The organism is Nocardiopsis sp. LDBS0036 (assembly GCF_041228755.1).
Taxonomy (GTDB): Bacteria; Actinomycetota; Actinomycetes; order Streptosporangiales; family Streptosporangiaceae; genus Nocardiopsis; species Nocardiopsis dassonvillei.
Genome location: NZ_CP141103.1, coordinates 3,287,880 through 3,310,575 on the forward strand (window position 1 = coordinate 3,287,880; position 22,696 = coordinate 3,310,575).

Consider the following 22,696-nt stretch of genomic DNA (forward strand, 5'->3'; position numbering starts at 1 on the left):
AGGAGCGACCGCCGAGGGCCCGACCGTGCGGCGGCTCGGACGCGGGCGGTCCCCGGCGGCGCTCCCCCGGGTAAACCGCCCGCGCCGCGCGCTCAGGGCCGCGTGATGTTGGCCTCCGGGACGATCTCCGGGGCCCCGTGCTGGATCGCGTCCGCCTCCTGGTCGGTGTCCTGCTCCTGCGCCGCGCGCTCGGCCTCGATCCCCTTGCGGTAGTACTCGACCTCCCGCCCGATCTGCTCCTCGTTCCACTCCAGCGGACCGGCGAGCAGCTCGGCCGCCTCCTCGGCGGCGGCGATGCCCCGGTCCCAGGTCTCGAAGGAGATCCGGGTGCGCCGGGACAGGACGTCCTCCAGGTGGCGGGCCCCCTCGGCCTCGGCCGCGTAGACGATCTCGGCGCGCAGGTAGTCCTCGGCGTGCGCGAGCGGTCGGCCGAGGTCGGGGCGCTCCCGGACCAGGTCGAGCAGGTCGTGGACCGAGGCGCCGTAGCGGCGCAGCAGGTGGGTGACGCGGGAGACGTGCAGCCCCGAGTTCCGGGCCAGCCGGTGGCGCTGGTTGTACAGCGCCCAGTAGCCGTCCGCGCCCACCAGGGGCAGCCGGTCGGTGACCGAGGCCGGGATCCCGTTGCCCAGGCCGTGCGCGACCGCGTCCACCGCGTCCTTGGCCATCACCCGGTAGGTCGTGTACTTGCCCCCGGCGATGAGGACCAGGCCGGGCACGGGATGGGCCACCGTGTGCTCGCGGGAGAGCTTGGAGGTCTCCTCCGACTCCCCCGTCAGCAGCGGTCGCAGACCCGCGTACACGCCCTCGACGTCGTCCCGGCCCAGGGGCGTGCGCAGGACCTGGTTGACGTGGTCGAGGACGTAGTCGATGTCGGCCCGGCTCGCCGCGGGGTTCTCCTTGTCCAGGTCCCACGCGGTGTCGGTGGTGCCGATGATCCAGTGGCGGCCCCACGGGATGACGAACAGGACGCTCTTCTCGGTCCGCAGGATCATCCCGGAGGAGGCCTGGATGCGGTCGCGCGGCACCACGAGGTGGATGCCCTTGGACGCGCTGACGTGGATCTGGCCCCGGCCGCCGACCATCTCCTGGATGTCGTCGGTCCACACCCCGGCGGCGTTGACCACCTGGCGGGCCCGGACGCGCCGCTCGCCGCCGCCCTCCAGGTCGGCGACGGTGGCGCCGACGACGTGCTCGCCCTCGCGCAGGAACCCGACCGCCTGGGCGCGGGAGGCGATCTTGGCCCCCAGGCCGGCGGCGGTGCGCAGCACGCTGATGACCAGGCGGGCGTCGTCCACCTGGCAGTCCCAGTACTGGATGGCCCCGGCGAGGGCGCTGCGCTTGAGCGCGGGGAAGACCCGCAGCGCCCCGGACCTGGTCAGGTGGCGGTGCGTGGGCAGTCCGCGGTTGTTGCGCGAGCTCATGGCGAGGGCGTCGTAGAGGGTGACGCCCGCGCCGATGTAGGCGCGCTCCCAGTGGTGGGCGAACGGGAACAGGAACGGCACCGGGCGGACCAGGTGCGGGGCGATGGTGGTGAGGAGCAGGCCGCGTTCGTGGAGCGCCTCGCGGACGAGCTCGAAGTCGAACTGCTCCAGGTAGCGCAGGCCGCCGTGGATGAGCTTGCTGGACCGGCTGGAGGTGCCCGACGCGAAGTCGCGCGCCTCGACCAGCCCCGTGGACAGTCCGCGCGAGACCGCGTCCAGGGCGATGCCCGCCCCGACGATGCCTCCCCCGACCACGAGGACGTCGAGTTCCTCGTCGGCCATCGACGCGAGCGTCTCGGCGCGCCCCTTCGGTCCCAGCCAGGTGGTAGTCATCCGTCTCCTCCGTCTCGATGGGTCTCCTCCCAGGCGCATACCCGCCCCGGGCCCGTGTCCATGCGAGAGGGCCCCAGGCTAACCGGGGTCGATGATCACACCGGGTGTCCGGCACCGGCGTGTCACGGGGAGTTCGGATGGGGGCGGGAAGCGTTTCACCTCCTCGTCAGGGCCTGGGCGGGGAGGGCGGCGACCGCGGTGCTCTGCCGAAAGGCCCAGCTGACGCTCTGGCCCCGGGAGATGTCGAGGACCAGCAGGAGCGGTCCGGCGGTGACCGTCAACGCGCTGGGGGCGTCGGACCCGGTCGGACCGGGGCGGCGGCTGTCGGCGGGCAGGGCGCGCGGCGCCCCCGAGGCGGGCCGGAGACGGCCCGCCCGCGAGGGCCGACCGCCGGGTCGGACCACCGGATCAGTCCGTCTGGTCAGACGGCCGGGTCAGGCCGCGTCGGCGTAGGCGTGCGCGTAGGCCAGGACGTCGGCGACGTACTCGTCGGAGCGGTTGTACTCCAGGATCGCCGCCTCCCAGTCGGCCGCGACGGTCAGGTCGCGGCCCTCCGCGCACAGGTACCGGGCCGCGGCGAGCGCGGCGTCGTCGATGTTGTGCGGGTCGGGGTCGCCACCGGACGGGGAGTCGCCCCAGCGCTCCCAGGTGTGCGGGATGAACTGCATCGGGCCGATCGCCCGGTCCCACTCGGTGTCGCCGTCGTACCGGCCGCCGTCGGTGTCCGGGATGGCCCGGGTCCGGTTGGTGCCGTCCAGCGGGATGCCGATGATGTCGACGGTCGTGTTGCCGTCGTCGCCGATCTCTCCCCCGGCGTAGGTGCCGTGGTGCGACTCGATGTAGCCGATCCCGGCCAGGGTGGGCCAGGACAGCTGGCACGAGGGCTGGTCCCGGGCGACCACCAGCTGCGCGCCCGCGTACCCCTCCAGGGCCCGGCGCGGGATCCCGGTCGCCTCCGACACCTGGTCGAGCCACTCGGCGCTGGGGCGCTCCTCGACGGCGGGGGTCTGGCGCTCGTCGGCGCCCGCCTCCTCGGGGGCGGGGTCGCCCTCCTCCGGGGCCACGTCCGCGGGCTCCGGCGGGCCGGTGAGCTCGTCGTGGGGCGGGGTCTGGATCGTGCCCGCCGGCGGCTCGACGCCCGAGGCGCTGGGCGGCGACCACTCGTTGAACGCGTCGGAGATCCGGTTGACCAGGACGACCACTCCACCGGTCAGCAGCAGGCACACCGTCAGCGTCACGCAGACGGCGACCAGCGGGCCACGACTCCGGCGCCCCTCGGCCCCGGACGTGCGTCGTTCACCCATGGGCTCTCCACATCGTCAAGGAAACGTCAATTCCACATCACGCCGGAACCAAAGTACGCGACCGGCGGCCCCTCGTGCCCGGCGCCCTCGGGCACGGGGGGCCGCCGCGCGGCGGGGCCGCACACGCGAAGGGCCGCGCCGGCTGGGACCGGCGCGGCCCTTTCGGGTCCGTGTCCTGGGCGAACACACCCCTCTAGTGCGGGTTGACCACGACCTCGACCCGCTGGAACTCCTTGAGGTCGGTGTAGCCGGAGGTGGCCATCGTGCGACGAAGAGCACCCATGAGGTTCATGGAACCGTCGCTGGTGGAGGCCGGGCCGTGCAGGATCGACTTCAGGTCGCCGATCGTGCCGACGTGGAGGCGCTCGCCGCGCGGCAGCTCGCTGTGGTGCGCCTCGCTGCCCCAGTGGTAGCCGCCGCCGGGCGCCTCGGTGGCGCGCGCGAGCGGGGAGCCCACCATGACGGCGTCGGCGCCGCAGGCCAGGGCCTTGGCGATGTCGCCGCTGCCGGTCATGCCGCCGTCGGCGATGACGTGCACGTACCGGCCGCCGGACTCGTCCAGGTAGTCGCGGCGGGCCGCGGCCACGTCGCCGATGGCGCTGGCCATCGGCACGGCCACGCCCAGCACGGAGCGGGTGGTGTGGCCCGAGCCGCCCCCGAAGCCGACCAGCACGCCCGCGGCGCCGGTGCGCATCAGGTGCAGCGCCGCCGTGTAGGTGGCGCAGCCGCCGACCACGACCGGCACGTCCAGCTCGTGGATGAACTGCTTGAGGTTGAGCGGCTCGGCGCGGCCGGACACGTGCTCGGCCGACACCGTGGTGCCGCGGATCACGAAGATGTCCACGCCCGCGTCGACGACCGCCTTGTGGTACTGGGCGGTGCGCTGCGGCGACAGCCGGGCGGCGGTGACCAGGCCCGCGTCGCGGATCTCCTCGATCCGGCGGCCGATCAGCTCCTCCTGGATCGGCGCCGCGTAGATCTCCTGGAGCCGCCGGGTGGCGGCGACGTCGTCGAGCTCACGGATCTCCTGGAGCAGCGGATCCGGGTCCTCGTAGCGGGTCCAGAGCCCTTCGAGGTCGAGCACGCCGAGGCCGCCCTGCTCGCCCACGGCCACGACGGTCCGGGGCGAGGCCACGCTGTCCATGGGGCTGACCACGAGCGGGGTCTCGAACCGGTAGGCGTCGATCTGCCAGGCGATGGACACCTCCTCCGGGTCCCGCGTCCGCCGGGCAGGCACGATCCCGATCTCGTCGAGCTCGTAGGCCCGGCGTCCGTTCTTGCCCAGCCCGATCTCCACCTGAGCCAACGTTTCGATCCCCTCTGACGTGCCTCGCCGGACGGTCTACCGGCGCGTTTCCTGCCGCCGTGAGTCTATCGACCCCGAAGGGGGGCGGCGCCGGGCCGCCCGGCCGCCGCGTCAGCGGGCGTTGTAGTTGGGCGCCTCGACCGTCATCTTGATGTCGTGCGGGTGGCTCTCGCGCAGACCGGCGCTGGTGATGCGCATGAGCTGGCCGCGCTCGCGCAGCTCGTCCAGCGTACGGGTCCCGGCGTACCACATGGACTGGTGCAGACCGCCGACGAGCTGGTGGGCGACCGCCTGGAGCGGGCCGCGGAAGGGCACCTGGCCCTCGATGCCCTCGGGGACCAGCTTGTCCTCGCTGGCCACGTCGGCCTGCGCGTAGCGGTCCTTGGAGAAGGAGCGGCCGCGCATGGCGCCGAGCGAGCCCATGCCCCGGTAGGCCTTGAACTGCTTGCCGTTGATGAAGATCAGCTCACCGGGGCTCTCCTCCACGCCCGCGAGCAGGCTGCCGAGCATCACGGTGCTGGCCCCGGCCGCGATGGCCTTGGCGATCTCACCGGAGTACTGGAGCCCTCCGTCGGCGATGAGCGGGACGCCCGCCGGGCCGCACGCCTTGGCGGCCTCCAGGATGGCGGTGAGCTGCGGGGCGCCCACACCGGCCACGACCCGCGTCGTGCAGATGGAGCCCGGGCCCACACCGACCTTGACGGCGTCGGCCCCGGCGTCGATGAGCAGCTGCGCCCCGGCGCGGGTGGCGACGTTGCCCGCGACGATGTCGGCGCGCGAGTTGGCCTTGAGCTTGGCGATCATGTCCGCGAGCCCCGAGGAGTGGCCGTGGGCGGTGTCCACGACGATGAAGTCGACACCGGCCTCCACGAGCCGCTTGGCGCGCTCCTCCGCCTCGGCGCCCACGCCCACGGCGCCGCCGACGACGAGGCGGCCGTCTGCGTCCTTGGTGGCGTCGGGGTACTGCTCGCTCTTGATGAAGTCCTTGACGGTGATCAGGCCGCGCAGCCGGTTCTGGCCGTCGACCAGCGGCAGCTTCTCGACCTTGTGCCTGCGCAGCAGGTCGAAGGCCTGCTCCCGGCTGACGCCCACGGGGGCGGTGACCAGGTTCTCCGTGGTCATCACGTCGCGGACCAGGCGGCCCCGGTCGCTCTCGAAGCGCATGTCCCGGTTGGTGACGATGCCGACCAGGATCCCGGCGCCGTCGGTGACGGGCACGCCGGAGATCCGGTAGTGGGCGCACAGGCGCTCGACCTCGGCGAGGGTGTCCTCGGGCTGACAGGTGACCGGGTCGGTGACCATGCCCGCCTCGGAGCGCTTGACCAGGTCGACCTGGCTGGCCTGGTCCTCGACGGAGAGGTTGCGGTGCAGGACGCCCGCGCCGCCCTGGCGGGCCATCGCCACGGCCATGCGTGCCTCGGTGACGGTGTCCATCGCCGCGGACAGCAGCGGGATCCGCAGCGTGAGGTTGCGCGACAGGCGGGTGGTGGTGTCGACCTCGCCCGGCTGGAGATCGGAGTAGGCCGGGACCAGAAGGACGTCGTCGTAGGTCAGTCCGGGGGGAAGGAGTTTGTCCCCGTAGTCGCTGTACTCCTGGCTCTGGCCCATGACACAACCTCCGCTTTCCCGGCACACCTGCGCGGTCTCGCCCTCGCGTGTCGTCTCATCCTAGGTCGTGGTCCCGTGCGCCTCCGGTGGAACAGGGTGTTTGACCCGTCACCCCGGGCCGAAAGTGACCAGCCTCACGGTTTGCGCGGCCCTCTCTCCGCCCCCGCCCCGCACGCGGTTTCCCCTGCGCCCCAGGGGGTCCGGGGTCCTCCCCCCGTTCCCGCCGTCCCCGGGAGAGGGGGAGGCGGCGGTCGGGGCCGTTCCGAGCCGTCGCCGCGGTCCCCGGTGGCGGTCGCCGCACAACGGGTCACATGAGGTGGTCACCCCATGACCCGACCCGTGGCACGCGCCTCGGGAGGACGGGGCGGCTCTAGGGGCGGAGGTAGCCCGACGGCCCGAGGGCGCGGCAGTATCCGCGCACCCGGGGGCGGTCGGGGCACCGGCGGCGTCCGGGCCGGGGGCGTCCGGAGTGCTCAGGGGACGAGGCGGTTCGCCACGGCCACCTGCCGAAGCCGAGCAATAGCTCGGTGCTGGGCAACCCGTACCGCTCCCGCCGACATTCCAAGAACATGTCCCGTCTCATCCGCCGTAAGTCCTGCGATGACCCTCATGACCAGCAGTTTGCGCTGTTGCTCGGGCAGCTCGTCGAGAAGCTCCCGGGCCCGCTGGGCCTCGATCACCCGCACCGCCGACTCCTCGGGCCCCGGCCCCTCGTCGGGGCGCTCGGGCACGGAGTCGGTGGGCACCGTCTCGACCCTGCCCGCACCGCGCAGGGTGTCGGCCACCTTGTGGGCCGCTATGCCGAACACGAAGGCCGCGAAGGGGCGGCCGCGGTCCTGGTAGCGCGGTATCGCCGAGAGCAGGGCGATACACACCTCCTGGGCCACGTCGTCGGAGTAGTGGGCCAGCCCCGAGACCCGGGCCAGGCGGGCACGGCAGTACCTGACCACCATGGGGCGGACCTCGCGCAGCAGCGAGTCCATCGCCCCGTCGTCCCCCCGGACCGCCAGCGATCCCAGATGGTTCAACCCCGTGTGGTCCCGCTGCCCCCGGGCGCCTGCATCCGTCACCGTCACGCTAGGAATGATGCCCCCACCGCCGGACTGAACCACTCGGATCGGCAACTACAGAATGGTCACGTTTCGGGAAAATCACCCGAAAACATCTGTGCCGCCGAGGGAAACCTGTGACGTGCGTGATAGTGCGCGGGGGCGGAGCAACCGCTCCGCCCCCGTCTCGGCCGGGCCGTGTCCGCCGGACGCGCCCCGGCCGCCGTGGCCGTGCTCCGGGGTTCCTCGGGTCCGGAAGGCCCGAGGGCCCTGGGACCTGCGGCCCACGGAAGGCCCGGCCGCCGTGCCTAGTGGCTGTGGCCGTGCCCGTCGTCCTCATCGTCCTCGGGCTTGTCCGCCACCAGCACCTCGGTGGTCAGCAGCATGCCCGCGATGGAGGCGGCGTTCTGCACGGCGGAGCGGGACACCTTGACCGGGTCGAGGATGCCCTGCGAGGTCAGGTCGCCGTAGGTGCCGGTCGCGGCGTTGTAGCCGTGGCCGACCTCCAGCTCCGACACGCGGTGGGTGACCACGTAGCCCTCGGCGCCCGCGTTCTCCGCGATCCACCGGGCGGGCTCGACCAGGGCGCGGCGCACGATCGCCACACCGGTGGCCTCGTCGCCCGTCAGGCCGAGGTCGTCCGAGTCCAGCGCCTTGGAAGCGTGCACCAGCGAGGCGCCGCCGCCGGCGACGATGCCCTCCTCGATGGCCGCGCGGGTCGCCGAGATGGCGTCCTCCAGGCGGTGCTTCTTCTCCTTGAGCTCCACCTCGGTGGCGGCGCCCACGCGCAGGACGGAGACACCGCCCGCGAGCTTGGCCAGGCGCTCCTGGAGCTTCTCGCGGTCCCAGTCGGAGTCGCTCGCCTCGATCTCCTTGCGGATCTGGCGGACGCGGTCCTCGACCTCGGACTGCTCCCCGGCGCCGTCCACGATGGTGGTGGCGTCCTTGGTGATCGTGACGCGGCGGGCGCCGCCCAGCGCGTCGAGGTCCACGTTCTCCAGGGTCAGGCCGACCTCCTCGGCGACGACCTGGCCGCCGGTGAGGACCGCGATGTCCTGGAGCATGGCCTTGCGGCGCTCGCCGAAGCCGGGCGCCTTGACGGCGGCGACGTTGAGGGTGCCGCGGATCTTGTTGAGCACCAGGGCGCCCAGGGCGTCACCGTCGATGTCCTCGGCGATGATGAGCAGGGGCTTCTTGCTCTGGACGACCTTCTCCAGCACGGGCAGCAGGTCGTTGAGGCTGCTGATCTTGCCCTGGTTGATCAGGATCAGCGCGTCCTCCAGCACCGCCTCCTGGCGGTCGCCGTCGGTGACGAAGTAGGGCGAGACGTAGCCCTTGTCGAACTGGAGGCCCTCGGTGAAGTCCAGGTCCAGACCGAAGGTCGGGGCCTCCTCCACCGTGATGACGCCGTCCTTGCCGACCTTGTCGAACGCCTCGGCGATCAGGTCGCCGATCTGGGCGTCCTGGGCGGAGTTGGTGGCGACGTAGGCGATGTCCGCGCGCTCCTCGACGGGGCGGGCGCGCTCCAGGAGGATCTCCGACACCTTGGCGGCGGCGGCGTCGATGCCCTTCTTCAGGGACATCGGGGAGGCGCCGGCGGCCACGCTGCGCAGACCCTCGCGGACGAGGGCCTGGGCCAGGACGGTCGCGGTGGTGGTGCCGTCACCGGCCGCGTCGTTGGTCTTGGTGGCGACCTCCTTGACCAGCTGGGCGCCCAGGTTCTCGTAGGGGTCGTCCAGCTCGACCTCACGGGCGACGGTCACGCCGTCGTTCGTGATGGTGGGGGCGCCGAACTTCTTGTCGATGACGACGTTGCGACCGCGCGGGCCGAGCGTCACCTTGACGGCGTTGGCGAGGCGGTCGACGCCCCGTTCGAGGGCGCGACGGGCGTCGTCCTCGAACTCCAGGATCTTCGGCATGTGGGTGCTTCCTCTTCAGGCTGGTCGAAAGAGAGCATCCCGCCCGCCCGGCTGTGCGCCGACCGGTGCGGGATGCGGATGGCTCCGGGCCCGATGGAGCGGGCCCCGCGGAGACCTACTTCTCGACGACAGCGAGAAGGTCGCGGGCGGAGAGCACCAGGTACTCCTCGCCGTCGTACTTGACCTCGGTGCCGCCGTACTTGCTGTACAGGACGACGTCGCCGACCTTCACGTCCAGCGGGATGCGGTTCTCGCCCTCGTCGTCCCAGCGGCCCGGGCCCACGGCCAGGACCTCGCCCTCCTGGGGCTTCTCCTTGGCGGTGTCCGGGATGACCAGACCGGAAGCGGTGGTCTGCTCGGCCTCCAGCGTCCGGACCACGACGCGGTCCTCGAGCGGCTTCAGCACGGTCTTGGTGGCGGTCGACACGGTGTGACCTCCCCCTTCAAGGTTTCGGTGTACTGATCTCGGCCCGCACTGGTGCACGGACCGACTGCGAAAAAGGGGCGACCACGGCGGCCTGTCGTCGCGGGTGCCAGACCGGCCTCGTCGCGGTTAGCACTCTACCCCCGAGAGTGCCAGAATGGAAATGTGACCGTGACCCCCGGTCAGGGGACTTCCCCGGGGGCTCCCTCCGGGGCGGGGCCCGGTCGCGTCCGAACACCGCTCCTTCGACGCCCGGGGGGAACCCATGCGCCTGCCCGCCTTCGAGGCCCTGCTCACCGACGCGGGCCGGGAGGTCCTGGCGGGGGTGGACCCGAAGGCCGCCGCCGGGGACCAGCTCGCCGCGGCCTCACTGCTGCGCGGTGATCCGCGCGTGGCGGCCCTCGACCCCGGTCTACCCGTATCCGAGCTGGTAAACGCCGTCCTGACCCAGGTCTCCCTGCGCGAACGCGGGCGGGCCAAGTTCGGCGAACTCGCGCGGCGGATGTTCTTCACGCCCAACGGGCTGGAGCAGTCCACCCGGCGCGTGGTGGCCGACTACCGCGCGGATCGCATGGCCGGGGCGATCGGCTCGGCCGGGTCGTCGGGGCGGGGCCTGGACGGCGCCGCCGCGGGCGACCTGTGCTGCGGGGTCGGCGCGGACCTGCTGGCCCTGGCCGCGCGCGGCGTTCCGGTCGAGGGCGTGGACGCCGACCCCCTCACGGTCGCGGTGGCCCGCGCCAACATCGGGGCCCTGGGCCTGTCCGGGCTGGCCCGGGTCCGCGAGGGCGACGCCTCCGCGACCGCGCCCGGCCGGTACCCGCTGCTGTTCTGCGACCCCGCCCGGCGGGGCGGGCGCGGCCGGGTGTTCGACCCCTCGGCCTACTCCCCGCCGTGGGACACGGCCGTGGACCTGGCCTCGGGGGCGCAGGCGGCCTGCCTCAAGGCCGCGCCGGGCATCCCGCACGAGGCGCTGCCCGGGGACGCGGCGGCCGAGTGGATCTCGGTGGACGGGGAGCTGAAGGAGACCGCCCTGTGGTTCGGCGCGCTGGCCGACGGGCCGCGGCGCCGGGCGACGGTGCTGCACGAGCGCGAGGGGCTGCTCGCCCGCGAGGGCGCGGTGGCGCACCTGGACGCCGACCCCGGTCTGGGCCCGGCCCCGGTGGCGTCGGCCCGGCGCTACCTGTACGACCCGGACCCGGCCGTGGTGCGCTCGCACCTGGTGGCGGAGGCGGCGGCGCGGGTGGACGGCGCCCTGCTGGACGAGCGGATCGCGTACTTCACCGCGGACAGCGCTGTGCTCTCGCCGCTGTGGCGGGTGCTGGAGGTGGTGGAAGTGCTGCCGTTCTCGCTGAAGCGGCTGCGCTCGGCGGTGCGCGGCCTCGGGGCGGGGACGGTGACCGTCAAGAAGCGGGGTTCGGCGGTGGACACCGAGAAGCTGCGCCGGGACCTGCGCGCCTCCGGCCCGGAGTCGGTGACGGTCGTGCTCACGCGGATCGGCGAGCGGCCCTTCTGCCTGCTGTGCCGCGAGGTGGGCGACCCGCGGCGGGGTTAGCGGGCCGACCGGTGCGGGCCGACCGGTGCGGGCCGACCGGTGCGGGCCGACCGGTGCGGGCGACGGGTTCCGCCACCGGTGCGCGTACGGGGCCGCCTTCACCGGTGCTCCTGCCACCGGCGTCACCGTCGGCGTCGATGGTGACGCCGGTGGGGGACCGTTCGCGAGGAGCGCGTGCCGGTGTCCACAGGCCCGACGGGGGCTGGCGGGCGGTGGAGGCGTCGGCCTAGGCTGGATTCGGGGGCGCCACGCGTCGCCGTCGGGTGAGTGCGCCGCCCCCGTGTTCGAGTGTCCCCCTCCCCGCGACCGGCCCGCAAGGACACGTTCCCACCTGTGGACAACCGTGGACGAGGTGGCTGGAGTGCACCCTGGGGCCGCGGATCACGACATCGGGCCAGATCGTTACCTTCCCCACCCAGATCTTTGGCGGTCCCCTGGGGGAGGAGCGGCGCGTGTCGTTAAACTGGCGGCGCGAATTCTTTCCCTTCTCATGGATTCACCCGGAAGGCCGTGATCGTTGACCCGCCCCCGCGGTTCAGCAGAAGAACAGGCCTTGCCTCGCGTGTATACGCTCAGTCACACTCCAGTCACGATGAGGCCGTACTGGTGCAAAAACACCGCCCACCCGGGGACCATCGAGAACCCGAGCCGTCCGGAACCCACCGTCCACTCCCCCGGACGGGTACGGGAGCGCCAGAAAAATAAGGAGCACCTCGGTGGAACAGACCAATCACAACTTCCTCAACGGAGGAGGTCAGGCGGGGATCTCCGACCGCATGCGTGACCTGCTCTCCCAGGCCGCCCAGGAGCACGTCTCCGAGCAGAAGTCGCAGGGCGCCGTCAGCGAGGAGATGCGCCAGCGCCTGGAGGGCATGGAGTGGCTGCTCCGCGAGCTGCGCGAGCGCGAGCTCACCGCCCTCACCGAGTCGGTCGCCACGGTCAACGGCCGCGTCGACGAGTTCCTCGCCCGGCCGCCGGAGTGGGCGGAGACCCTCGCCGAGCACATCGAGGTCGTCGCCCAGCAGGTCAAGCCCCTCTCGGACCTGCCCTCCCTGCGCGCGGACACCCACCGCATCGCCGGTCACCTGGACACCGCGCTCACCCGCCTCCAGCGGATGGCGGAGACGGGCAACCGCACCTCCGAGCAGGTCAACGAGCTGGGCGAGCGCCTGACGGGGCTGGACGAGAGCCTCGACACCCGTCTGAACGGACTCGGAGAGACCCTCGGCGCCCGCCTGGACGGGCTGAGCGAGACCTTCGGCGCCCGCCTGGACGCGCTCGACACCGCGCTGGCCTCCCTGACCGCCAGGACCGAGGCCGTGCAGGCGTCGCTGTCCGCGCTCTCGGAGTCGGCGGAGAGCCGCCACGAGGCCCTCACCACCGCGGTCGGCGAGAGCCGCACCGAACTGGCCGAGGCGCTCGCCGGCGGGCGGACCGAGATCTCCGAGGCCCTGGCCGAGGGCCGCACCGAGCTGGCAGAGGCCGTGGCCGCGAGCCGCGAGAGCCTCACCGCCGTCGTCAACGAGAGCCGCGAGAGCCTCACCGCCGTCGTGAGCGAGAGCCGCGAGGCCCTGGCCGCGGCCGACGCCCGGCTGGGCGAGACCGTCGAGGCCAAGGCCGAGGAGGCCGCCGCCAGGGCGGAGCAGGCCAACGGCGAGCTGCGCACGCTCGTGGAGGAGCGCACCGAGCGTCTGCGCACCTCGATGGAGGAGCGCACCGCCGAGCAGCACGAGACGCTGCTGTCGCGCCTTCAGGAGAACACCGGCGAGCTGGGCGAGCGCACCGCCGCCCTGACCGAGGAGCTGGGCGCCCTGTCCACCTCCTCCGCCGAGCGCCACGAATCCCTCGCCGCCAAGCTGGCCGAGAGCGTCGGCTACCTCAGCACCCAGGCCGAGGAGAACAACGCCGAGACGACCGCCGCGGTCGCCGACGTCACCGGCGCGCTCGCCAAGCTCCGCGAGGACCACGAGTCGTCGCTCACCGAGCTGCGCACCCACCTGCGCCAGCGCCTGGCCGAGCTCAACGAGCAGATGGAGCTGGGCCGCACCGAGACCCGGGAGCAGGCCGAGGCCGCCTCCGAGCGCCTGCGCGAGGCGGTGACCGAGCGCACCGACGCCCTGGGCGCCCGGATCGCCGAGGACGCCGAGCGCGTCACCTCCGACTTCGCCGAGCTGCGGACGTTCGTCCAGGAGAACGGCGACCGGCTCGCCACCGAGTCCGAGGAGCGTTCGCGGACGCTGACCGAGTCGCTCACCGAGCGGGTGGAGGCGCACCGGACGGCGCTGGACGAGCGTCTGGAGCGCCAGCGCGAGGCCCTGACCGGCAAGGTCGACACCCACCTGGCGCAGATCACCGGCAAGGTGGACCACGAGCTGGGCCGCCTCACCGACCGCTTCGACACCTTCGAGGGACACTTCGAGGGAAGCTTCGAGGGGGTCGAGGGCAAGCTCGACCGCATCGACGGCCGCATGGACGGCGTCAACGGCCGCCTGGACGGCCTGGACGGCCGGGTCAACGGTGTCGAGGGCCAGTTCGAGGGCGTCAGCGGGCACTTCGAGGGCGTGGACGGCCGTATGGAGGCCCTCGACGACCGGCTGGAGGCGCTCAACCAGCGGCTCAACCAGCTGCCGCAGACCATGGAGGTCAGCGAGCTGCACCGCCGCCTGACCGAGCTGGTGGAGCGGCCGCAGCTGGACCACACCGGCAAGCTGGACGAGATCGACGAGCACGTCACCTCGGCCGTGGCGCCGGTGCTGCGCGAGCTGAAGCAGCGCCCGGACCGGCACGAGCTGGAGGAGACCGTCACCGAAGCGGTCGAGAACTCGCACGACGACATCACCAAGCGGTTCGCCTCCCTGGAGGAGACGGTGCTCGCCCTGGCCGAGGCGCTGCTGCGCCCCGGCCGGGACGGCAAGAAGAAGCGCCGCCGCGACGAGGACGAGGACGACGAGTAGCCGGTAGCGCGGGGTCCGCGTAGGCGGTCCGCCCGGCGGACGGCGAGGGGGCCGGGGCACCCGAGGTGCCCCGGCCCCCGTGTGTACGCAGGCCGCGCCGGCAAGCCGGGGTTCCGCGCCCGGAGCGGGCCCCGAGCACCAGCACCAGCATCGGCTACGGCTACGGCTACGGCTACGGCTACGGCTACGGCTACGGCTACGGCTACGGCTACGAGCACAGGGTCACCGCAGGTCAGAAACCGCGCGCCGCGTCCGCGGCCTCTCCGCCGGGCCCGCTCAGACGGTGAAGACGATCTTGCCGAACTGCTCGCCCCCGGCCATCGCCCGGAAGCCCTCCTCGGCCCGGGCCAGGGGCAGCACCCGGTCGATCTCGGGCCGGATGCCGGTACGCACGCACATCCGGGCCAGGGCGGCCAGCTCCTCGCGGGTGCCCATGGTGGAGCCCAGGACCCGCAGCTGGAGGAAGAACACCCGGTTGAGTTCGGCCGGAGGCGCGTCGCCGCTGGTCGCGCCGCAGGTGATGACGGCGCCGCCCGGCTTCAGGGAGCGCAGCGAGTGCGCCCACGTGGCCTGCCCGACCGAGTCGAAGACGGCGTCGACCTTCTCCGGCAGGCGCTCGCCGGTGGGCAGCGCCGCGTGCGCGCCCAGGGAGAGGGCCCTGGTCCGCTTCTCCTCGCTGCGGCTGGTGGCGTAGACCCGGTGGCCCACCTGCGACGCCAGCCGGATGAGCGCCGCGGCCACGCCTCCCCCGGCGCCCTGGACGAGCACCGTGGAGCCCGGCCGCAGGTCGGCCTTGCCGAAGAGCATGCTGTAGGCGGTGAGCCACGCGGTGGGCAGGCAGGCGGCCTCCTCGAAGGACAGCTCCTCCGGCTTGGGCACCAGGTTGGCGCGGGGCACCAGGACCCTCTCGGCGAAGGTGCCGTCGTGGACCTCCGAGAGCAGCGACCGGCGGGGGTCGCGCGTCTCGTCCCCTCCCCCGGCGGCGGGGTCGCCGACGACGCCGTGCACGATGACCTCGTTGCCGTCCTCGTCCACCCCGGCCGCGTCGCAGCCGAGGATCATGGGCAGGCGCTCCTCGCTGAGCCCGACGCCGCGCAGGCTCCACAGGTCGTGGTGGTTGAGGGACGCGGCCCTGACGTCGACGGTCGTCCACCCCTCGCGGGGCTCGGGGTCGGGGCGTTCGCCCGCCTCCAGGGCGGAGACGGGGTCGTCGGGCGCGAAGCGTGCTGCGGTGATAGCGAACATACCCCGAAGCCAACCACGGAGACCGAATCCGGTTCCACCCCCGGGGGGCCGAAACGCGCGGGGAGCGGACCGGCCGCTACGGATCGGTCGGCTTCCTTCCCGCCTCGAAGCGATCCCGGTACCTGCGCTGCGCCTCCTCCATCACGGCCTCGGAGAGGTAGGCGACCGGCCGCACCCCGTCCAGGAGCGGTTCGTGGTCGGGGCCGTGGGCGACGGTGTCGCCCTGGAGGACCCACCCCACCCGGTCCGGGTCGTCCTCGACCAGGGAGGCGTACTTGCGCACCTGGCGGGAGAGCCAGTCCTCCAGGGGCCGGGTCCACCAGGACTCGGGGGTGAGGACGGTGACCGAGAGCCCGGGGAGTTCGAGTTCGCTCTCGTAGTCCTTGCTCACGACGTGGCGGTCCCGCTCGGGGCCGTCCGAGTAGCGCAGGTAGAGGCGGTCGCGGCCGCGGACGAGGTCGGCCAGCTCGGACAGGCTGGTGACGGTGGGCAGGGCTGCCGGTGAGCCGTGGTGCTGAGGAGTCGCGTCCATACGGCCCGACTACCCCGCCCGTCGGGGAGGAAGCCCGGCCCCGCGTCAACACGGAGGCAAGGCCGCCGCCCCGCTCACCGGCTCGCGCCCCGACCCCGGCGCTCCTGCCCCGGCGCCCTCCTCGGCTCAACCCCGCCCACCGACCCGCGCCCTCTCAGCGGTTCAGCCCCGTCCACCGGCTCGGCGCGCTCCCCCGCCCCCGCCACGTCACCGGAGCGCAGGAGCGGCGGGTACAGCTCACGGGCGCCGCCGAACCGGTACAGGGCCGCGGGACGGCCCGCCTCCGCGGTGCGCCGCTCCCCCGTGGGCTCGACGAAGCCCGCCGTCCTGGTGACCTTGCGGCGGAAGTTGCTGGGGTCCAGGGAGATACCCCAGATCACCTCGTACACCCTGCGCAGGTCGCTGATGGTGAAGGGCTCCCGGCAAAAACCGGCGGCCACGGTCGTGTACTCCAGCCGGGACCGCGCCTCCTCGACCGCGTCGGCCAGGATCCGGCCGTGGTCGAAGGACAGGCCGAAGCCCGGTCCGAGCGCCTCCTCGACCGGCGTCCAGACGGCGTCGGCGGCGTCGGTCCCCGCGACGGGGGTGGGCAGGTCCGGCCCCAGCGCCAGGTAGGCCACGGTGACGACCCGCCCCCTCGGGTCGCGGCCGGGGTCGCCGTAGGCCCGCAGCTGCGTCAGGTGCAGCTTGCGCCCGTCCAGTCCGGTCTCCTCGCCGAGTTCGCGCAGGGCCGCCTCGTCCAGGCCCTCCTCCGGTCGGACGTACCCGCCGGGCAGCGCGCCGCGGCCGAGGAAGGGTTCCTTGCCCCGTTCCACGAGCAGCACGTGCAGGGCGTCGTCACGCACGGTGAATATGACGAGGTCGACGGTCACGGAAACCGGAAACCTGGGCGTCGGGGGCCCCGCACTGGAACTCATCCCACCGATCCTACTAAAGGTCCCCTTGACCAAAACCAGGGACTCCATTAAGGTCATGTTGACCAGAAAAACCTCCCGGGACGCCGCGGACCCGCCGGAACGCACGCGAGGAGCACGCCTTGACGGAGTTCACGCTCGGAGTCGCCAGCTCCCTGGCGGCCACCGCCGCCACCGTCGGACTGGGGTGGCTGCTGTCCCGGCGGGTCCGCTGGTGGCTCCTGTCGGCGGCCTCCCGCCTCAGCGGGCTCGGGGCCCTGCGGGTCCACCGGCACCAGGACGACGCGAAGTCCGAGCTGTCCGAGGAGATCGGCCGGGCACGGTGGCTGCGCGTCATGGTCGGGCGGGGGAACGAACTCACCCGGGACGGCTTCACGCCGTTGTGGAGAGGCGGAGGACGGCCGCCGGACTCCGTCCGGGTTCTCCTGCCCGACCCCCACTCCCCCGGCCCCGGGGGGAACTGGCTGGAACGCCGGGAGAGGGAGCTGATCTCCGTGGACCCCGGGTTCAGCCCGGGACTGCTCTCCGAGCAGGTGCTCGCCAACTTCCACTACCTGGCCCAGGCGTCGAGGGAGGGGGCGAACACCGAGATCCGCCTCTACGACCTGCCGAACCTCTACCGGGTCGTCGCCACCGACAACATCGCCTTCATCACGCTGTACCGAAGTGCCGAACACGGGCGCCACTCGCCGTGTATCGTCGCGCACCGACCGGGTGAGCTGTACGACTTCGCCCTACGGATCTTCGACACCGCTTGGGACTCCGCGCGGGTCCCCGGCGACACGCCCTCCCTGGACCCCTGAGGACCCCTCGGCCTCAGCCCGCGACCGGAAAGGGCCCCGGGCGGCGGTGCCATCCGCCGACCGCCATCCCCCCGACCACTCGTCAGAGGACGCCGCCCCTGGGCTCGGTGTCCCCAAGGAGCCTGTCGTGACCCAGACACAACCACACAACAACGGACGGGGCGCGGCCCCGCGCGTGGACGCGGCGAGCGTCGAGGCGGTCGCGGGCGCGCCCGAGTACGACTCCACCTCACGCCTGAGCTGCGCGGCCTGGACCGACCCGGCCTTTCGCGCCGACGTCCTGCGCGAACGCGTGGAGAACCCCCACCGCACCCTGGCCCGGGAACCCGGGCTGGACGCGGCCCTGGTCACCGAGGAGTGCGTCCGGGCGAGGAACGTCCGCGCCACCGCGGGGGCGCTGTTCCTCGGCGCCGCCCTCCTGGTCTGCCCCTTCAACCTCCCGGCGGGGCTCCTCACCCTGGCCGTGGTCCTCGCCCTGGCGATGACGGCGCGGTACCGCGCCACGCACGACGGCGCCCGGCCCCGTGTGGGCTGCGTGTCCCTGGTCCTCGGCGCGGTCGCCCTCTACATGCTCTACACCTTCGCCTCCCCGCTCCTGGTGCCGCTGTTCGGCGCAGGGGCGGACGCCATGGGCGACATGAACGGTACGGGAGGCATGGAGGACGACCCCTGGGGGTCCACCGACCCCTCGGAGGACCTCCCCGCCGGCCCCGGATTCGGCTCCCTGATCCCCTTCTGGCTGGGTCTGCTCGTCCTGCTCGCCGCCGCCGTGGCCATCGGCGGCTGGGTCCGGTTCAGGGCCAACACCGCGTTCCGCCGCATCCGGAGCGCGGCGGCCTCCCCCCGTACGGGCAGCGGTGTCGGCTCCGTCCCGGTGGCCTTCTACAACGACTTCACGCCCTTCGTCGGCACCGGGGCGCACCACAGCTCCTGGCCGGTGATGCTCAAGCTCCTGCCCCGGGACGGCGGGGGGACGCAGCCGCCGGACGCGGCGGAGGACCGGGAGACCGGCGGGGACCGGAAGGCGGCCAACGGCCACGGGACCGGGGCCGGGAACGGCGCGAGCGCCCCGGCCTCCCCCGCGGACGGCGCGTACGAGCGGCCCGACGAGGGCCGTGAGGTCCCTCCCGCGGCCGACGCGACCCTGGTCAAGGACCTCTACGCCAGGCTGCGCGAGGAGCTGCCCAAGCTCACCGGGACCGAGGGCGTGCGGAGCAGCAGCCGGCGCGAGGTCGAGGTGGCCGACTGCGTGTTCCTGCCGGGTCTGCGCCAGGACGACGTGGTGGCCCTCGCCCCGCGGCTGATCGACCGGAACAGGTGGGCGCTGCGCGAGGAGTGGGTCGACGGTTTCGTCGACGCCTTCCACGAACGCGCCCGGCACTTCCTGGAGATCGGGATCAGCATGTGGGAGAGCCAGGTCGTGGTGACGGTCTTCGTGCGCCTGTCCACCCAGGGCGGTCTGCTGCACGTCGAGGGCGAGACCATGGTCATGCCTCCCCTGTCCCCCGACTACCGGGTTCCCCAGGAACCGCTGTCCGTCGGCTCCGACGCCGGGGAGGTCGCCGTGCTCGTCGGGGACTCCCTGTTCGGCGTCCTGGAGGACCTGCGGACCAACCCGGCCGAGGCCCTGGCCTGGGTCGCCTCCCGGTCGGCCACCAGGAGGAACAACAGGGTGCACACCTGGGCCCGGAGCAACAAGGAGTTCTTCGACTACTCCCCGCGGATGGGCGTCCGGGAGAGGGCGGCCACGCCCCGGGTCCGGCAGCTCTTCCAGTCGCACGACATCCGCCGCGTCACCCGGGCCATCCCGGAGAAGGTGCTGGTCTGCGTCCGCGACGTGCTTCGGGAGGCGGGCTACGACACCGAGCAGGTCGCCCGCATCATCCAGAACATCAGCAACTACGGCGCCACCTTCCACGGAGGACGGCACAGCTTCTCGGGCAGCACCTTCGGATCGGGCGACATCCACCACCACACCCCGCCGAACGCGGACGAGGGGCCCGGCGGTGGCGTTCCCGGTGGACCTGACGGCGCCCCGGGCCCGGTCCCGCAGAACACGAGGACGGAGGCGAGGTGATGGGCGGCGACGGCGGCGGCGCCACCTTCCACGGAGGACGGCACAGCTTCTCGGACAGCACCTTCGGATCGGGCGACATCCACCACCACACCCCGCCCGCACCGGCTCCGTCCGAGCGGGCCGGGGTCCGGGGAGCGCGCGGCGCGGACGGTCCCGTGGCGGACGCGGTGGTGGTCACCGCGATCGCGAGCGAGTACGCGGCGGTGGCCGCGCACCTGTCCGGGCCCTTCGAGGAGCGCGACGAGAACGGCACGCTGTACCGGATCGGCACGCTGCACGGATCCCGGCGCCGTCGCCGGGTCGCCCTGGTGCAGGTCGGCCTGGGCAACGTGGACGCGGGGGTGTCCCTGGAACGGGCCCGCACGGCCTTCTCCCCCGAGGTGATCCTGTTCGTCGGGGTGGCCGGGGGCGTCAAGGACGTGCGGCTCGGGGACGTGGTGGTGGCCGACGCCATCTACGACTACGAGACGGGCAAGGAGAACGGGGAGGGCTTCCTCTCCGGGGCGAGGACGGCGGCCCCGTCGCATGCGGCCGTGCAGCGGGCCATGGACGTGGTGTTCCGCCAGGAGTGGACGGAGCGGATCCTGACCGCGCCAGCGCCCGAACCGCCCCGTGCCTTCGTCAAGCCGGTGGCCGCCGGGAACAAGGTCGTGGCGTCCAGAGACGCTCTCACCGCCGAACGCCTGCGCCTGCACTGCCGGGACGCGGTCGCCGTGGAGATGGAGGGGTACGGGTTCCTGCGCAGCGCCTACCTGGCCTCGGGCACGCACTCGCTGGTGGTCCGGGGGATCTCCGACCTGCTCAGCGGCAAGACCGGGGACGCCGACGACTTCTGGCAGCCGGTCGCCGCCGCCCACGCGGCGGCCTTCGCCTGCGAGTTCCTGGACCTGTTCGGCTCCGAGGCCTGATCCCGGGAGGGGAACCCGGTGGGGCGGCGGCCAGGCGCCGCCCCGGCCGGACTCACCTGAGGAGCGGACCGACCCGCCGAGAACCGGGGAAGAGGACACAGGCATTCCCTGGCTCGTGGGAACCCACACATCCTGCGGCGTGACGCGAGAACTTGTCCCCTGTGGAGGTCGCCGAGGGCTCCCGCACCCTGGTCCGCGACACCCAGCACCGCGACCACGGCCACCTCGCCTTCGGGAGCCCCGCCTGGTCCGGCTTCCTCGCCTCCGCCAAGGGCGACCGCTGACCGCACCGCACCGGCCCCCGTCCCGCGTTTCCGGGACAGGAGCCTTTTTGTACCCCATGCCCGGATAGAACCTTTTTTCTTTTTGGCGAGTAAAGTCCTCGCGAGGCTTCTGAACTGCAATGACGGCCGACCTGCGGATTTATCGAACATTACTTCGCCGTAGTTTCTCCAAGCACTCCCGCGATGCCTTACCCTTTTCCCGAACACACAACTGAAAGCACGAACGACCCCGCGACGGTTGTCTCCGCCCGGGGCCTTGGCCAGCAACATCAACCCCTTTAGACACAAGGAATTGCCAGCATGCGCCAGTTTAGCGCTGCCCTTCTCAGCCGTGCCCTCGGCCCGCTGATCGCCCTCCTCTCCGCCCCCTGCGGACGCCACTCCACGGTGGCCGGTCGTCGTCGCCGCCGTTCCACCCGCGTCCGCCGCTACGTCCCCGAGACCCCGCCCCTCCCCGCCTCAGCACCCGCGCCCCACCTGGCCCCTCCGAGCGAGACCGTTCCGGCCGAGGACATCGCCCTGGTCAGGCCCTACTACGCCGCCCACGAGCGCCTCCGCGCACGCGCGTCCACGGTCCGGGTTCCCGCGCCCCGAAGCGCCGAACCCGGAGCCGAGACCGACGAGGTCCGACGCGCGTTCGCCCTCGTCCAGGAACGCGCCGCCGCTCTGCTCCAGCAGTGGCGGGACGACCCCGGCGGCGACCTGCTCGGCGAACCCGCGCCCCGCTTCGGCGTCGTCCGGCCCGCTGAGCCCGCCCGGCGCACCGAATGGGCCGAACTCGCCTCTCTTATCCGCGCCTGGCACGACCAGCAGCGCCAGGCCGCACCCGCGTAACTTCCTTCTCCCTCCCGACAACCCCGACAAGGAGCCGTATGCCCAGTCGAGAACACGAGATGAGGGCCTGATGGCCGTGGACACCTACGAGTGGCAGAGCGACTTCGCCCGGGAGTACGTCGGTATCGGCCGTGAGGAAGGCCGGGAGGAAGGCCGAGAAGAGGGCCGCGCGGAGGCTGCGGCCCGTAGCGTGCTCGCCGTCCTGGCCGCGCGCGGGTTCACCGTCTCCGACGAGGTCCGCCAGCGCGTCGAGTCCTGCGACGACCCGGAGACCCTGGAGGCATGGGTTCCCAAGGCCGTCGCCGTCGACAGCCCCGAGGAACTCTTCGGCTGAGGGCGGGCACCATGACCACGTGGGGGGTGGGAGACCTCGCCCCCCGCGCCTCACCCCAGGGTCGGGGGCCAGTAGCGCTCCAGGATCGCCCGCGCCTCCATCAGCGCCTCCAACACGGCCGCGGCCACCTCCTCGGTGTACCGGGGCGTCGGGACCGAGCAGCTCAGCGCGTCCACGGCAGGGTTGTCGTAGCGCAGGGACACCGCCACGCACCGCAGGCCCACGACGTTCTCCCCGTCGTCCGTGGAGTAGCCCCGTTCGCGGATGAGCGCGAGGTCCTCCAGGAGCGCGTCCACGTCGGTGATCGTCTCGTCGGTGAGCGCCTCCAGCTTGGCGGGCAGCAGGTCGCGCACCTGTTCGTCCTCGCGCTCGGCCAGCAGTGCCTTGCCCAGGGCGGTGCTGTGCGCGGGCAGCCGTCGGCCCACCCGGCTGAAGGGGCGCAGGTAGTGCCGTGACTCCTGGGTGGCCAGGTAGACGACGTCGCCGCCGTCGAGCCGGGCGAGGTGGACGGTCTCCCCCAGCTTCTCGGCGAGGGAGTCCAGGTGGCCGCGAGCCTGGGCCACCCGGGCGTCGGAGTCGATGTAGCCGGTCCCGGTGAAGAGCGCGCGGATGCCCAGCGCGTAGAGGGCCCCGGTGGGGTCGGACCGGACCCAGCCCCGGTTCACGAGCGTCTGCACCAGCGCGTACAGGCTGCTGCGGGGGATGCCCATCTCCTCCGAGAGGGTGCGCAGGGTGACCGGGTCCCGGTAGCGCGCCAGGATCTCCAGGAGTTCGACGGTGCGCGCCGCCGACTTGACCTCTCGGACACCGCCGTGACCTTCCGCGGCCGACACTC

At 72.9% G+C, this 22,696-nt stretch carries 20 protein-coding genes and 1 pseudogene; 9 read left to right on the forward strand and 12 right to left on the reverse strand.

Annotation, left to right across the window (positions count from 1 at the left end; genetic code table 11):
- Window positions 1-92: 92 nt before the first annotated feature.
- From glpD to groES, 8 genes are all read right to left on the reverse strand, one after another.
- Window positions 93-1,814, reverse strand: coding sequence for a glycerol-3-phosphate dehydrogenase (gene glpD, locus UIS43_RS13775; RefSeq protein ID WP_013155023.1), 1,722 nt, complete (start codon window positions 1,812-1,814; stop codon window positions 93-95).
- Between the two features lie 155 nt (window positions 1,815-1,969).
- Window positions 1,970-2,218, reverse strand: coding sequence for a hypothetical protein (locus UIS43_RS13780; protein ID WP_370010212.1), 249 nt, complete (start codon window positions 2,216-2,218; stop codon window positions 1,970-1,972).
- A gap of 30 nt (window positions 2,219-2,248) precedes the next feature.
- On the reverse strand, window positions 2,249-3,118 hold the full coding sequence (locus UIS43_RS13785; protein ID WP_013155025.1) for a lytic transglycosylase domain-containing protein: 870 nt from the start codon (window positions 3,116-3,118) through the stop codon (window positions 2,249-2,251).
- Window positions 3,119-3,311: 193 nt separating this feature from the next.
- The gene (locus UIS43_RS13790; protein WP_041552882.1) at window positions 3,312-4,415 is read right to left on the reverse strand and encodes a GuaB3 family IMP dehydrogenase-related protein; all 1,104 of its coding nucleotides are present in this window, start codon (window positions 4,413-4,415) and stop codon (window positions 3,312-3,314) included.
- 120 nt (window positions 4,416-4,535) lie between these two features.
- Window positions 4,536-6,032: an IMP dehydrogenase gene (gene guaB, locus UIS43_RS13795; protein ID WP_013155027.1), complete on the reverse strand. Its 1,497-nt coding sequence runs from the start codon at window positions 6,030-6,032 to the stop codon at window positions 4,536-4,538.
- A 473-nt stretch (window positions 6,033-6,505) separates the two neighbouring features.
- A complete protein-coding gene (locus tag UIS43_RS13800; RefSeq protein ID WP_013155028.1) occupies window positions 6,506-7,102 on the reverse strand; it encodes a sigma-70 family RNA polymerase sigma factor in 597 nt (198 codons plus the stop codon).
- A gap of 287 nt (window positions 7,103-7,389) precedes the next feature.
- A complete protein-coding gene (gene groL, locus UIS43_RS13805) occupies window positions 7,390-9,000 on the reverse strand; it encodes a chaperonin GroEL (protein WP_013155029.1) in 1,611 nt (536 codons plus the stop codon).
- A gap of 115 nt (window positions 9,001-9,115) precedes the next feature.
- Complete coding sequence (gene groES, locus UIS43_RS13810) at window positions 9,116-9,427, reverse strand: co-chaperone GroES (RefSeq protein WP_013155030.1); 312 nt, start codon at window positions 9,425-9,427, stop codon at window positions 9,116-9,118.
- 262 nt (window positions 9,428-9,689) lie between these two features.
- On the opposite strand from groES, the gene UIS43_RS13815 reads away from it, so the two are divergent.
- The 3 genes from UIS43_RS13815 (at window position 9,690) to UIS43_RS13825 (ending at window position 14,217) form a co-directional block, all read left to right on the forward strand.
- On the forward strand, window positions 9,690-10,976 hold the full coding sequence (locus UIS43_RS13815) for an SAM-dependent methyltransferase (RefSeq protein WP_370010217.1): 1,287 nt from the start codon (window positions 9,690-9,692) through the stop codon (window positions 10,974-10,976).
- A gap of 716 nt (window positions 10,977-11,692) precedes the next feature.
- A complete protein-coding gene (locus UIS43_RS13820) occupies window positions 11,693-13,930 on the forward strand; it encodes a hypothetical protein (protein WP_370010220.1) in 2,238 nt (745 codons plus the stop codon).
- A 65-nt stretch (window positions 13,931-13,995) separates the two neighbouring features.
- Entirely contained in the window at window positions 13,996-14,217 is a 222-nt protein-coding gene (locus UIS43_RS13825; RefSeq protein WP_370010222.1) for a hypothetical protein, read from the forward strand.
- Here the strand turns inward: UIS43_RS13825 and UIS43_RS13830 are convergent.
- The 3 genes and pseudogenes from UIS43_RS13830 to UIS43_RS13840 all read right to left on the reverse strand — a co-directional run.
- Window positions 14,207-15,175, reverse strand: coding sequence for a zinc-binding dehydrogenase (locus UIS43_RS13830; RefSeq protein WP_013155033.1), 969 nt, complete (start codon window positions 15,173-15,175; stop codon window positions 14,207-14,209). The genes UIS43_RS13825 and UIS43_RS13830 overlap by 11 nt on opposite strands.
- Before the next feature lie 76 nt (window positions 15,176-15,251).
- Window positions 15,252-15,707 carry a DUF6098 family protein gene (locus UIS43_RS13835; RefSeq protein WP_013155034.1) on the reverse strand — a complete coding sequence of 152 codons (456 nt, stop codon included), beginning with the start codon at window positions 15,705-15,707 and terminating at the stop codon, window positions 15,252-15,254.
- A 212-nt stretch (window positions 15,708-15,919) separates the two neighbouring features.
- Window positions 15,920-16,624: pseudogene (locus tag UIS43_RS13840) on the reverse strand (NUDIX domain-containing protein); the annotation flags it as partial.
- 119 nt (window positions 16,625-16,743) lie between these two features.
- Between UIS43_RS13840 and UIS43_RS13845 the strand changes: the two are divergent.
- From UIS43_RS13845 to UIS43_RS13870, 6 genes are all read left to right on the forward strand, one after another.
- Entirely contained in the window at window positions 16,744-17,424 is a 681-nt protein-coding gene (locus tag UIS43_RS13845; protein WP_013155036.1) for a hypothetical protein, read from the forward strand.
- Between the two features lie 127 nt (window positions 17,425-17,551).
- Window positions 17,552-19,501 (forward strand): hypothetical protein, encoded by a 1,950-nt coding sequence (locus UIS43_RS13850; protein WP_370010226.1) that lies wholly within the window; start codon window positions 17,552-17,554, stop codon window positions 19,499-19,501.
- Window positions 19,501-20,409: a phosphorylase gene (locus tag UIS43_RS13855; protein ID WP_370010229.1), complete on the forward strand. Its 909-nt coding sequence runs from the start codon at window positions 19,501-19,503 to the stop codon at window positions 20,407-20,409. Before UIS43_RS13850 ends, UIS43_RS13855 begins: the two co-directional genes overlap by 1 nt.
- Before the next feature lie 161 nt (window positions 20,410-20,570).
- On the forward strand, window positions 20,571-20,693 hold the full coding sequence (locus tag UIS43_RS13860; RefSeq protein ID WP_013155039.1) for a DUF397 domain-containing protein: 123 nt from the start codon (window positions 20,571-20,573) through the stop codon (window positions 20,691-20,693).
- 300 nt (window positions 20,694-20,993) lie between these two features.
- Entirely contained in the window at window positions 20,994-21,527 is a 534-nt protein-coding gene (locus UIS43_RS13865; RefSeq protein WP_071622763.1) for a hypothetical protein, read from the forward strand.
- Between the two features lie 70 nt (window positions 21,528-21,597).
- Entirely contained in the window at window positions 21,598-21,861 is a 264-nt protein-coding gene (locus UIS43_RS13870) for a hypothetical protein (protein ID WP_071622764.1), read from the forward strand.
- A 50-nt stretch (window positions 21,862-21,911) separates the two neighbouring features.
- On the opposite strand, the gene UIS43_RS13875 is transcribed toward UIS43_RS13870, so the two are convergent.
- The gene (locus UIS43_RS13875) at window positions 21,912-22,694 is read right to left on the reverse strand and encodes an IclR family transcriptional regulator (RefSeq protein WP_013155042.1); all 783 of its coding nucleotides are present in this window, start codon (window positions 22,692-22,694) and stop codon (window positions 21,912-21,914) included.
- Window positions 22,695-22,696 lie beyond the last annotated feature (2 nt).

Bases quoted from the DNA above. Each gene is read 5' to 3' on its own strand.
- UIS43_RS13870 (WP_071622764.1), top strand. From the start codon at position 21,598: ATGGCCGTGGACACCTACGAGTGGCAGAGCGACTTCGCCCGGGAGTAC.
- groL (WP_013155029.1), bottom strand. From the start codon at position 9,000: ATGCCGAAGATCCTGGAGTTCGAGGACGACGCCCGTCGCGCCCTCGAA.
- UIS43_RS13855 (WP_370010229.1), top strand. From the start codon at position 19,501: ATGGGCGGCGACGGCGGCGGCGCCACCTTCCACGGAGGACGGCACAGC.
- UIS43_RS13815 (WP_370010217.1), top strand. From the start codon at position 9,690: ATGCGCCTGCCCGCCTTCGAGGCCCTGCTCACCGACGCGGGCCGGGAG.
- glpD (WP_013155023.1), bottom strand. From the start codon at position 1,814: ATGACTACCACCTGGCTGGGACCGAAGGGGCGCGCCGAGACGCTCGCG.
- UIS43_RS13865 (WP_071622763.1), top strand. From the start codon at position 20,994: ATGCGCCAGTTTAGCGCTGCCCTTCTCAGCCGTGCCCTCGGCCCGCTG.
- UIS43_RS13835 (WP_013155034.1), bottom strand. From the start codon at position 15,707: ATGGACGCGACTCCTCAGCACCACGGCTCACCGGCAGCCCTGCCCACC.
- UIS43_RS13830 (WP_013155033.1), bottom strand. From the start codon at position 15,175: ATGTTCGCTATCACCGCAGCACGCTTCGCGCCCGACGACCCCGTCTCC.
- UIS43_RS13785 (WP_013155025.1), bottom strand. From the start codon at position 3,118: ATGGGTGAACGACGCACGTCCGGGGCCGAGGGGCGCCGGAGTCGTGGC.
- guaB (WP_013155027.1), bottom strand. From the start codon at position 6,032: ATGGGCCAGAGCCAGGAGTACAGCGACTACGGGGACAAACTCCTTCCC.